This is a genomic window from Actinophytocola sp., from assembly GCF_035942955.1.
In the GTDB taxonomy this organism is placed as follows: Bacteria; Actinomycetota; Actinomycetes; order Mycobacteriales; family Pseudonocardiaceae; genus DASYTH01.
The window spans coordinates 1-10612 of record NZ_DASZCQ010000354.1 but is presented as its reverse complement, the minus strand read 5'-3'; the positions used below and the strand labels follow the sequence as shown (position 1 = coordinate 10612).

Annotated in this window: 12 protein-coding genes and 1 pseudogene; 8 read left to right on the top strand and 5 right to left on the bottom strand. The window is 72.5% G+C overall.

The genetic code is table 11. The features are described 5' to 3' along the window. The 5 genes and pseudogenes from VGX25_RS34925 to VGX25_RS34905 form a co-directional block, all read left to right on the top strand. Positions 1-188: pseudogene (locus VGX25_RS34925) on the top strand (hypothetical protein); the annotation flags it as partial. Between the two features lie 52 nt (positions 189-240). Continuing rightward, complete coding sequence (locus tag VGX25_RS34920; RefSeq protein ID WP_326922263.1) at positions 241-969, top strand: VIT family protein; 729 nt, start codon at positions 241-243, stop codon at positions 967-969. Between the two features lie 31 nt (positions 970-1000). Further along, positions 1001-1273: a hypothetical protein gene (locus tag VGX25_RS34915; protein ID WP_326922262.1), complete on the top strand. Its 273-nt coding sequence runs from the start codon at positions 1001-1003 to the stop codon at positions 1271-1273. 92 nt (positions 1274-1365) lie between these two features. Further along, entirely contained in the window at positions 1366-1902 is a 537-nt protein-coding gene (locus VGX25_RS34910) for a phage holin family protein (protein ID WP_326922261.1), read from the top strand. Between the two features lie 33 nt (positions 1903-1935). After that, the gene (locus VGX25_RS34905) at positions 1936-2874 is read left to right on the top strand and encodes an alpha/beta hydrolase (RefSeq protein ID WP_326922260.1); all 939 of its coding nucleotides are present in this window, start codon (positions 1936-1938) and stop codon (positions 2872-2874) included. Between the two features lie 6 nt (positions 2875-2880). On the opposite strand, the gene VGX25_RS34900 is transcribed toward VGX25_RS34905, so the two are convergent. Genes VGX25_RS34900 through nth form a run of 4 tightly spaced genes read right to left on the bottom strand, consistent with a single transcriptional unit; the run spans position 2881 to position 6105 of the window. Next, positions 2881-4065 carry a MarP family serine protease gene (locus VGX25_RS34900; RefSeq protein WP_326922259.1) on the bottom strand — a complete coding sequence of 395 codons (1185 nt, stop codon included), beginning with the start codon at positions 4063-4065 and terminating at the stop codon, positions 2881-2883. Next, entirely contained in the window at positions 4062-4757 is a 696-nt protein-coding gene (locus VGX25_RS34895) for a CoA pyrophosphatase (RefSeq protein WP_326922258.1), read from the bottom strand. Before VGX25_RS34895 ends, VGX25_RS34900 begins: the two co-directional genes overlap by 4 nt. Beyond that, positions 4754-5371 carry a TlpA disulfide reductase family protein gene (locus VGX25_RS34890; RefSeq protein WP_326922257.1) on the bottom strand — a complete coding sequence of 206 codons (618 nt, stop codon included), beginning with the start codon at positions 5369-5371 and terminating at the stop codon, positions 4754-4756. Before VGX25_RS34890 ends, VGX25_RS34895 begins: the two co-directional genes overlap by 4 nt. Next, positions 5368-6105, bottom strand: coding sequence for an endonuclease III (gene nth / locus VGX25_RS34885; protein WP_326922256.1), 738 nt, complete (start codon positions 6103-6105; stop codon positions 5368-5370). The genes VGX25_RS34890 and nth overlap by 4 nt, the downstream gene beginning before the upstream one ends. Before the next feature lie 236 nt (positions 6106-6341). On the opposite strand from nth, the gene VGX25_RS34880 reads away from it, so the two are divergent. The 3 genes from VGX25_RS34880 (at position 6342) to VGX25_RS34870 (ending at position 9145) form a co-directional block, all read left to right on the top strand. Then, entirely contained in the window at positions 6342-6593 is a 252-nt protein-coding gene (locus VGX25_RS34880) for a hypothetical protein (RefSeq protein WP_326922255.1), read from the top strand. A 100-nt stretch (positions 6594-6693) separates the two neighbouring features. Then, positions 6694-7368: a Crp/Fnr family transcriptional regulator gene (locus VGX25_RS34875; RefSeq protein ID WP_326922254.1), complete on the top strand. Its 675-nt coding sequence runs from the start codon at positions 6694-6696 to the stop codon at positions 7366-7368. A gap of 529 nt (positions 7369-7897) precedes the next feature. Beyond that, positions 7898-9145: an MFS transporter gene (locus VGX25_RS34870; protein WP_326922253.1), complete on the top strand. Its 1248-nt coding sequence runs from the start codon at positions 7898-7900 to the stop codon at positions 9143-9145. 6 nt (positions 9146-9151) lie between these two features. Here the strand turns inward: VGX25_RS34870 and VGX25_RS34865 are convergent, their stop codons facing one another. After that, positions 9152-10525, bottom strand: coding sequence for a CehA/McbA family metallohydrolase (locus tag VGX25_RS34865; RefSeq protein ID WP_326922252.1), 1374 nt, complete (start codon positions 10523-10525; stop codon positions 9152-9154). Between the last annotated feature and the right edge of the window lie 87 nt (positions 10526-10612).

Sequence of the window (10612 nt, the reverse complement as noted above, 5' to 3'; positions counted from 1 at the left end):
AAGCCAACAACCGCCTGGCCACCAGCGCCGGACAGGGCGGACCCAACTTCGTCCAGAACGCCATCCTCGGCCCCCTGGCCAGCAAACGCACCGCCGCCCTGGAACGCATCGCCATCGCCATCGACCGCGTCACCACCCGCCTCCAAGGCCTCGAGCAGTTCGCCGGCTGCGCCTTGAGCGCTCGTTGACCCGCCGGTTCGCCGGGATGTGCCTCGCCGGTCCCCGCGGTTGAATGGCCGGGTGGCCAGCCAGACCGAGGGTCCGAGCACGCATCCCGACGAACCGCATCACGACAGCCTCGCCGAACGGCTGAACTGGCTGCGCGCCGGCGTGCTCGGGGCCAACGACGGCATCGTCTCGGTCGCCGGCCTGGTGGTCGGCGTCGCCGGCGCGACCACCGACCGGGTGGTGATCCTCACCGCCGGCGTGGCCAGCCTGGTGGCCGGCGCGCTGTCCATGGCCGGCGGCGAGTATGTCTCGGTGAGCACGCAGCGCGACACCGAGCAGGCGGCGCTGGATCTCGAGCGCTACGAGCTGCGGACCATGCCCGAGGAGGAGGAGCGCGAGCTCGCCCAGATCTACCAGGACAAGGGCCTGTCGCCGGAGCTGGCCGAGCGGGTGGCCCAGGAGCTGACCCACAAGGACCCGCTGCGCGCGCACGCCGAGGCCGAGCTGCAGATCGACCCGGACAACCTGACCAGCCCCTGGCAGGCGGCCTGGGCGTCGTTCGTGGCGTTCACCGTCGGCGGCCTCATTCCGTTGCTGGCCATCGCCTTCCCGTCCACCAGCCTGCGGGTGTGGGCCTGCGGCGCCGCCGTGATCGCCGGCCTTGCCCTGACCGGCGTGCTCAGCGCCCGCCTCGGCAACGCCCCGGTCGGCCGGGCCGTGGCTCGCAACGTCGGTGTCGGCGCCCTCACGATGGTCGTCACCTACTACGTGGGCGTCCTATTTGGAACGACCGTGAACTGACTCGAACAGCTTGCGCAGCAAGCGATGCAGGGTGGCCCGCTCGCGCGCGTCGAGCGCGGTGAGCAGCTCGCCGTCGGCCGCGATGCACCGGCAGGTCCGGCACATCCCGTGGGACGACCTGCCGGGCGCCACCACCTACCCACTGTCCAAACTGCTCAACATCCTGTTCGGCTACGAGCTCGCCCGACGCCTGGCCGGCACCGGGCTCACGGCCAACATCGCCGATCCGGGCTTCGTGCCGAGGTCGCCGGGGTGGCCGCACGCCGCTTCACCGAGCACGGGCCGGTGCGGACCAGCCCGCTGACCCGCGACCGCGCGGCCGCCGAACGGTTGTGGGAGATCAGCGCCGAGCTCGTGCGCGGTCCCGGCCGGCCCGTTTGATCCGCGCATGGCACGATGGCGCACGTGACCAGTGCGCGCAACGACACCAACGGGCTGCCGCGAGTCCCGTCGATCCCGCTGTCGGACGACCGCGCCATCGAGGCGTCCGGCAACCATTCCATCGGCCATTTGGTCAAAGACGCGACGACGCACCTGTCCACGCTGGTCCGGGCGGAGATCGAGCTGGCCAAGTCGGAGATCGCCAAGGAGGTGAAGACGGCGCTGGTCGGCAGCATCTTCTTCATCATCGCCCTGATGATCCTGCTCTACAGCTCGTTCTTCTTCTTTTTCTTCCTGGCCGACCTGCTCGACGTCTGGCTGCCGCGCTGGGCCGCCTCGCTGATCGTGTTCGGCGGCATGCTGCTGTTCGCCGGCTTCGCCGCGTTCCTCGGCTACCGGCGGGTGCGCAAGATCCACGCGCCGGAGCGGACGATCAGCACGCTCAAGGACACCGCGGCCGCGCTCACCCATCGCGGCGGCGCGGAGGAGCCGGGCACCGACGTCACCCCCGACCGGGCCGACAGCCCCGCGTCCGCTCCCCGGCACACCTGATCGGGCGCCGTCCTGCGCGCCGCGGTCACCATCGTGCGTCCCAGCCCGGATCCGTCGTCGGTTCGGATCGACGGGCCGTGGGCGCATCGGGACGTCTACGCCAACGGCATCCGGCTGCACGTCGCCGAGACCGGCGAGGGCCCGCCGGTGCTGATGCTGCACGGGTTCGGCGAGTTCTGGTGGACCTGGCGGCACCAGCTCACCGCGCTTGCCGACGCCGGGTTCCGCGCGGTGGCGGTGGATCTGCGCGGCTACGGCGACTCGGACAAGCCGCCGCGGGGCTACGACGCGTGGACGCTGTCCGGCGACGTCGCCGGGTTGATCAAGGCGCTCGGTGAGCGCAGGGCCCACCTGGTCGGGCACGCCTGGGGCGGCCTGCTGGCCTGGGCGGTCGCCGCCATCCACCCGCGGCTGGTGGCGTCGGTGAGCGCGCTGGCCGCGCCGCACCCGCTGGCGCTGCGCCGGGAGATCCGCCGGACGGTGCTGCGCCGCCGGCACGCCAACCAGGCAAGGGCGCTCGGCCAGCTGTTCGCCGCGCAGCTGCCGATCGCGCCGGAACGGCGGCTCACCAAGGATGGCGGCGCGGCGCTCGAGGCCAGGATGCGCCGGCTATCTGGTCCACAGTGGACGTGCCTGCCGGATTTCGCCGACGCGGCGCGGAACTTCCGCAAGGCCATCCTGGTGCCGGGGGCGGCGCACAGCGCGCTGGAGTACTACCGGTGGGCGGTGCGCTCCCAGGTTCGCACCGAGGGCCGGCGGTTCGTCGAGGCCATGGGCCGCCGGATCGATCTGCCGGTGCTGCAGGTGTCCGGCTCGCTCGACCCGTGCATGCTGCCGCGCACCGTGCTGGCCTCGGCCGAGTGGGCCGGCGCCCGCAGCACCACGGTGTCGCTCGACGGCGTCGGGCACTACCCGCACCAGGAGGCGCCCGCGACCCTCAACCCGATCCTGCGCGAGTTCCTCACCCGCTGACTCGGCTCATGCCGCGCAGTGCCCGGTGTCCACCTGCTCCGACAATCCGGGCGACCGGTCCACCACGTCGCGCACGGTGTCGGCGGTGAGCGCGAACCCGGTGTCGGAGTTGTCCACCGCCGCGCCGAACACCACCCCGATCACCTGGCCGTCGGTGTCGACGAGCGGCCCGCCGGAGTTGCCGCTGCGGACCACCGCCCGCAGCGTGAACACGTCCCTGGTCACCGTGTGCGAGTCGTAGATGTCCGGCCCGGACAACGAGATCCGGTCCCGGATCCGCGACGGCGCCGCGGTGTACGGCCCGTCAAGCGGGTAGCCGAGCACGATGCTGTCCTGCCCGGACTCCCCGTCCGCGTCGGCGAACCCCATGGTCGGCGCGGACAGCCCGGGCACGGCCAGCACCGCGACGTCGGTCTCGGAGTCGTAGTAGACGACCCTGGCGCGCAGCTGCCGGTCCCCGGACTCCACGCTCACCTCGCTGGCGCCGGCCACCACGTGCGCGTTGGTCATCACCCGCTGCGGGGCGATCACGAACCCGGAGCCCTCAAGCGCCCGCTCGCACGACGGGGCCTTCGCCTGGATCTTGAGCACGCTCGGCCGCACCCGCTGCACCACGGCGCTGGCCTGCAGCGCCGGGTCCGGCGGCGCGACCTCCTTGCTCGGCGCGCGGTTGAACGGGTCGACCACGGCCGGGAAGCCGGTGTCGTCGAGGATCTGGCGCAGCGCGGCGGGCAGGTCCTGCGCGGCGGCGGGCATCACGTCGTCGACGCCGCCGAGCACCACCGAGCGGTTGATCGCCGACGCCAGCGCCGGCAGGTTGCTGACCGTGCTCAGCGCCGAGCCGATCAGCCAGCACACCACGAACACCACGAGGCCCTGCACGATCGCGCCGAGCGCGCTGTCCACCCCGGTCAGCCGCGGCGAGGAGATCTTCTGCCGGATCGTGCGGCCGATCCACACCCCGACCGTCTCGCCGAGCGCGATGAACAGCACGAAGATCGCGAAGGCGAAGGCCACCCTGGTCGCGGTCGCGGTGATCTGCTCGACCACCAGCGGGGCGATCAGCACCCCGGCGATCCCGCCGGCCAGCACGCCGAGGAACGCCGGCAGCGCGATGATCACCCCCTGCCGCGCCCCGGAGACGGCGGCCAGCACCGCCAGCCCCAAGACCACCAGGTCCACCCAGTTCACCGGCCGACCTCCGCCCCGACGGCGGCCCATGCCGTCTCCAGATCGCGGACGTCGCCGGTGTCCCACGGCCGTTCCCAACCGGCAATGCTTAGCAGCATCGTCAACACCCCCGCGGTGAAGCCCCAGACCAACATGCCCGGCAGCGCGAACGCCGGGCCGAGGAAGCCGGACGGATGCCGCACCTGGAACCGGTTGGCCGGATCGGCGAGCACCTCGACCGGCACCCTGGCCACGGCCGCGGTCTCGGCCGGGTCCACCGCCCACACCCGGCTCGGCCGCTCCCAGTGCGCGACCACCGGCGTCACGTGGAAGCCGGACACGGGAATATGCAGCCGGGGCAGCAGGGCCACCGGCCGCACCCCGGACGGGTCGACCCCGGTCTCCTCGACCGCCTCGCGCAAGGCCGTCTCCACCGGCCCGGCGTCGTCCGGCTCGGCCGCGCCACCCGGGAACGCGACCTGGCCCGAGTGCGCGCTGGTGCCGTCGGCGCGCAGCTGCAGCAGCAGGTCCGGACCGCGCTCTTCGTGCTCACCGAACAGGATCAGCACGGCGGCGTCCCTGGCGTCCCGGCTCGGCAACGACAGCCGGCGGAACATCTGCGGGTCGAGGTCGGCCGTGGCCTTCACCAGGGCGCGCAGCCACGGCGGGACGTCGTCCGGATCGACAAGCGGTCCGTGCCGGGGGGTCGTCATGAGCTGCCGCTTCCGTTGGGAGGCAGGTACCTCGCGACGGTCTGGCGAACCTCGTCGACGGAGCGGAACAGCCTCGGATCGGTGACGAGGTGCACCGTACCGTCGGATCCGATGACGTATGAGGCGGGCAGCGCGTCGGGGAGCCTGAGCGCCCGCTGCGCCGCCCCGTCGGAATCGAGCAGGTTCGCAAACCGCACCCGCAGCACGGCCAGCAGCTCAAGCGCGTCGGCCGGCCGGGTCTGCACGGCCACGCCGATCACCGGCACCGCGCCGGGCTCGGCGGCGTACTCGGCCAGCAGCGGCAGCTCCTCCTTGCACGGCTGGCACCAGGTGGCCCAGACGTTGACCAGCACCGGCCGGGCACCCAGCGCTTCACCGAGGTCCACAGTGGACCCGTCGGCCAGGCATTCCGCCAGCACCCCGGACAGCGCCGGCGCCGGCCGCGTCACCCGAGTGCACGGCGCGAGCGCCGCGGCCGCCCTTGCCGCGGCGAGATCCGGCTCATCCTGCGCGATCGGCCGATCCGGGGCATCGTCGGACCGTGGCCACAACGCGATCACCGCGGCGGCAACCACGATCAGCCCGGCGGCCAGCCACCGCACGCGGCTGCTCATCCGGCGCCCTCGACGGCGGCGGCCTTCGCCGAGCCGGGACGGTAGCCGTTACGGGTGCGCTCGGCCAGCTCGATCAGGTGGGGCGCCTCCTCGCCCTTGACCAGCCTGGCCGCCTGCTCCGGGTCGGTCGGCCCGGCGCCGTACGACGGGCAGTCGCGAAACAGCAGGCACGCCCCGCAGGCCGGCTTGCGGGCGTGGCACACCCGCCGGCCGTGGAAGATCACCCAGTGCGACAGCATGGTCCAGTCCTTGCGCGGGATCAGCCGGCCGACCGCGTGCTCCACCTTGACCGGATCGTCCTCTGTGGTCCATCGCCACCGGCGCACCAGCCGGCCGAAGTGAGTGTCCACAGTGATCCCGGGGACGCCGAACGCGTTGCCAAGGATGACGTTGGCGGTCTTGCGGCCGATTCCCGGCAGGGTCACCAGGTCTTCGAGCTTGTCGGGCACCTCGCCGCCGAACCGCTCGACCAGCGCCGCGCCGAGGCCGATCAGCGCGCTGGTCTTGTTGCGGTAGAAGCCAGTCGGCTTGATGATCTCCTCGAGCTCGGTCCGGTCCGCGGCCGCATAGTCGGCGGCGGTGCGGTACTTGGCGAACAGGGCGGGCGTGGTCAGGTTGACCCGCACGTCGGTGGACTGCGCCGACAGGATCGTGGCCACCGCGAGCTCGAGCGGGTTGGTGAAGTCCAACTCGCAGTGCGCGTTCGGAAAGGCCTCGGCCAGCGCCCTTGTCATCCGTCTGGCGCGCCGAACCAGCGCCGGATCGGCCGCCGGCTCGTTTGGCGCCGGAGCCGTGGTGGTACCTCGGTGGGGTGGTCGTCGAGTGGCGGGTGGCACACCGCTAGCCTACGGGCCGCGTCACAACCCCATACGTGCCCGAGACGTCCATTGGGATAGACCCCCGCACGACACGCCCGAGTGGACCTCACCTCCGCGACGGCCGACACCGGATGAGCGAGGATCGACGACCTATGACCGTGTGGTTCGTGTTCGCGGTGCCCCTGGTAGTGATGTTCTTCGCGCTGTTCATGGAGCGCGTCGAAGCGCGGCTGCGGCATGTGGCCGTTCAGGAGGACGAGGTCGAGGAGTTCCTCGAGCAGGCCCGTCCCGATGAGGTCAGGGCACTCTACGGGCACGGCATCGGCCGGGCGCTCGAGCTGTTCCGGCTGCGCCGCCTCGGCGGGCGCGCCGCCCGGCTCCGTGGTCGCAGGGTCAAGGTTTAGGCAGTAGGGTCACCTTCCATATCCCCGGGAATACTGCCCGGTAATACCGTCCTACACTGCTCAGAGTGATCAGTGGCGACACGGACACGGGAGGGACGAGGTGGAAGAGACCCTGGCGAGGGCCGGCATCTTCCAGGGTGTCGAACCGGCCGCGGCCGAAGCGCTCGCCTCTACGCTCGAGTCCGTAGAGTTCCCGCGCGGCCACGTGATCTTTGCCGAGGGTGAGGCCGGCGACCGGCTGTACATCATCCTGGCCGGCAAGGTGAAGATCGGCCGCAAGTCGCCGGACGGCCGGGAGAACCTGCTTGGCATCCTCGGCCCGTCGGACATGTTCGGCGAGCTGTCGATCTTCGATCCCGGGCCGCGCACCTCGACGGCCACCACCGTCACCGAGGTGCGCGCGGTCAGCATGGACCGGCCCGCGCTGCGCAAGTGGATCGCCACCCGGCCCGAGATCGCCGAGCAGCTGCTGCGCGCCCTGGCCCGCCGGCTGCGCCGCACCAACTCCATGCTGGCTGACCTGATCTTCACCGACGTGCCCGGCCGGGTGGCCAAGGCGTTGCTGCAGCTCGCGCAGCGGTTCGGCACCCAGGAGGGCGGCCTGCTGCGGGTCACCCACGACCTGACCCAGGAGGAGATCGCCCAGTACGTCGGGGCGTCCCGGGAGACGGTCAACAAGGCGCTCGCCGACTTCGCGCACCGCGGCTGGCTGCGGCTGGAGGGCAAGAGCGTCCTGATCATGGACCCGGAGCGGCTGGCCCGCCGAGCCAGGTAATCCCCGGACAACACCACAAGGGACCGGGCGCCGCCCCCGACGCGGCGCACCGGTCCCTTGCGCGATGCGCGGGCCATCCCCCGACGACCCACGCTCCCCGCCCCTCCGGTGAAGGCCCCGACCCGTTTGCCGGAGGGAGACGTTGCAGCTCTAGTCCTAGTGAACGCTCGGGCTGGCCGATTCGTTACCCGAGGACGACAAGTAGTACGCCACCGATCAGCAGCAGCGGCAGCAGCGCGGCCAGAACGGCCACCTTGGCGCTCACCTCGTGCCGACCGGCTTCCTCGGACACGACCACCATCGCACGCACCCCTCAAGACCGATTCAAGTGTCACTCATGGGGACTCCCGAGGGGGCCCGTGCGTTGTACCGGTTCACCAAGTTTTCAAGCAGCGTTACCCAACCGAGACGCTTCCGCTTGGTGTACCCGGGCCGCCGCACCGGCAAACCATGTTCACCCGTTCAGGCGAAGGGGCCCCCGCTGGAAATAATTGGTACGTCCGTACCAAAGTTTGCTTTACTGGATCTCGTGTCCCACTCCGCTCGCCTCGCCGACTACCGGGCCGTGCTGACCACGCCGGGCGCCCTGGCCCCGGTGCTCACCGCGATGCTCGCCCGGCTGCCGATCGCGATGGTCGGGCTGTCGCTGCTGCTCTACGTGCAGCGCGAGACCGGGTCGTTCGCGATCGCCGGGCTGGTCTCCGCCGGCGTCCTGGTCGGGGTGGCCACCGGCTCGGTGACGCAGGGCCGGGTGATGGACCGCCTCGGCCCGACCCGACCCCTGCTCGTCACCAGCGCCCTGTTCGGGCTCGCGGTCACCGCCGGCGTGCTGGCCATCGAGTCGCACGCGCCGACCCCGGCGCTGGCCGGCCTGGCGTTCGCCATCGGCATGACCCAGCCGACCGTCGGCTCGGCCTCCCGGGCACTGTGGACCCGGCTGCTCCCGCCCGGCCCGACCCGCACCGCCGCCTACGCCTACGAGGCGATCAGCATGGAGGTCTTCTTCATCCTCGGCCCGGCGCTCGCCGGACTGCTGGTGGCGGCCCCGTGGCCGGGCACCGGCGTCGTCGCCGGCGCCGCCGGCCTGATCTGCGGCGGCATCGGTTTCGCCCTCGCGCCGGCCATCCGCCGCGCCCCGCGGGGCGGGCACTCCGACGGCGGCCGGCTGCTCGGCGCCCTGACCAGCCCCGGCATGCGCACCGTGGCACTGGCCGCGCTGGGCTTCGGCGTGACGATCGGCTTCGTCGAGGTCGCGGTCCCGGCCGCGGCCACCCGCGCCGGCCACGCCCCGGTCGGCGGCCTGCTGCTGGCCCTGTGGTCGCTCAGCTCCGTGATCTTCGGCGTCCTCTACGCGATGCGCCCGTACCCGCGCGCCATGCACCTGCGCATTCCCGCCCTGCTCGCCGCCTTCGCCGTCCTGATCGCTCCGCTGGCGATCCCGGCCAACCTCGCGGGCCTCGCCGCCCTGCTCTGCCTGGCCGGCATCCTGATCACGCCCCAGGCCACGGCCCACTCCACCGCGATCGAGCTGGTCGCCCCGCGCGGCACGGTCACCGAGGCGTTCGGCTGGGTGATCACCGCCATCACCCTCGGTCTCGCCGTCGGCCAGTCGGCCGCCGGTTGGCTCGTCGAGCACGCCGGCATCCCCGCGGCCTTCCTCACCTCCACCGCCGCCGGCCTGGCCATCGCGGCCCTGGTCTGGCTGCGCCGCGGAACCGTCGGCGTCGCCGCGCCCGCCGCGCTCCCCACCACGGCCCGGCTGATCCCGGCCAACTGACGCCGGTCAGCGCGCGTCGAGGAAGACCGGGTTCGTCAGCGCCACCATGGTGTCCGGGGTCGTCGCCGTGGGCACCGGGCGGCGGACCTCGGCCCGGACCCACCGCGAGTACCGCGTCTGCGTCGTCCACCGAACGGTCGCCGACCCCGTCGCGTCCACCGGCTGAATCCACTGTGGACCGTTCTGGTCGAGTAGCCGGACCGCGGTGCCCGGCACACCCGCCACCGACACCTCCACGGTGACCGGGGCACCCGTGCCGGCCCCGAGCCGCTCGCCGATGCCCGCCCGGCGACCGCCCTCGACCGCCCCGAGGTCGAGCCGCACCTGGGCCGACTCCGCGATCCAGTTCCGGCCGGCCCGGAACGCGTCCATCAGCCGCCGCGGCGTCAGCTCGTCGGCCAGCACCACGTTGTGCGGCAACCCGACCACGTGCTCCGGATGGTGCGCGTCGCTGTTGCCCACCGCCGGAATCCACTCGCCGGCCCGCAGCCGGCCGTCCCAGGCGATCACCGTCGCCTCGTCGTCAAGGGTCCACGGCCCGTTCCACACCTCGACCAGATCGGCCGGCCCGTAGTCGAACCCCCACGAGCACCCCAGGCACGGCGTGAACGGATGCGCCGCCACGACCAACCCACCCGCCCGGTGCACCTGTTCGGCGAACCGCCGAAACCCGTGCCCGTCCTCCGCCCGGTACCGCCAGTCGATCCACGTACCCACCGGAAGGTTCCACGCCGGCCAGTGCCCCGATCGAGTGGTCACCTCCTCACCGTTGAGGATGAGCAGGTCATCCCCCGCATGCTCGCCCCACTGCAGCGAAGCGCTCGACGTGTTGTGCTCGGTCGACACGACGAAGTCCAACCCCGCCGCCCGCGCCGCCGCGACCAGCTCGGCCGGCGTCCGCCGCCCGTCGGAGTACACCGTGTGCACATGCCCGTCCCCGCGGTACCAGGCCCGCCCCCGGTCCCGCGCCGGCGCCCGCTCCGGCGCCGGCCGCGGCACGAACGGCGCATCCGGCGGCCCGAACCGCAGCGTGATCTCCACCCGGTAGCTGAGTCCCTGCCGCGCCACCGTGTACGGCCCGAGGATGAGATGCCACCGCCCATGCTCGATCGGCCCCGGCAGGTACCCCGGCGTCGCCCGCCCCGCACTGATCACGAACCGGTCCCGGAACCCACCCGACCATCCCCGAAACCCCCGCTCGTTCCCCAACTGAAACCCCGCCGGCGAGAAAACCCCGATATCCAACACATTCCCCCGCGCCCCCGGCGGCACCTGCGGCCGGTCGTAGCTGTACCCGACCTCGATCTCCCGCACCCCCCGCGGCACGTCCACCGGCAGGTAGTACCAATCCGGAACGTCCGCCGGCAACGCCCCCGTCACCGTCCGCGTCTGCCCCCCTCCGGCTCAGCGAACGCCACCCCCGGCAACATCACCTGCCCCGCCGCCACCACCCCCGCGGCCCCCAGC

Excerpts from the sequence above, each read along its gene's own strand:
- VGX25_RS34910 (WP_326922261.1), top strand. The coding sequence starts at position 1,366 with ATGGCGCACGTGACCAGTGCGCGCAACGACACCAACGGGCTGCCGCGA.
- VGX25_RS34895 (WP_326922258.1), bottom strand. The coding sequence starts at position 4,757 with ATGACGACCCCCCGGCACGGACCGCTTGTCGATCCGGACGACGTCCCG.
- VGX25_RS34890 (WP_326922257.1), bottom strand. The coding sequence starts at position 5,371 with ATGAGCAGCCGCGTGCGGTGGCTGGCCGCCGGGCTGATCGTGGTTGCC.
- nth (WP_326922256.1), bottom strand. The coding sequence starts at position 6,105 with ATGACAAGGGCGCTGGCCGAGGCCTTTCCGAACGCGCACTGCGAGTTG.
- VGX25_RS34880 (WP_326922255.1), top strand. The coding sequence starts at position 6,342 with ATGACCGTGTGGTTCGTGTTCGCGGTGCCCCTGGTAGTGATGTTCTTC.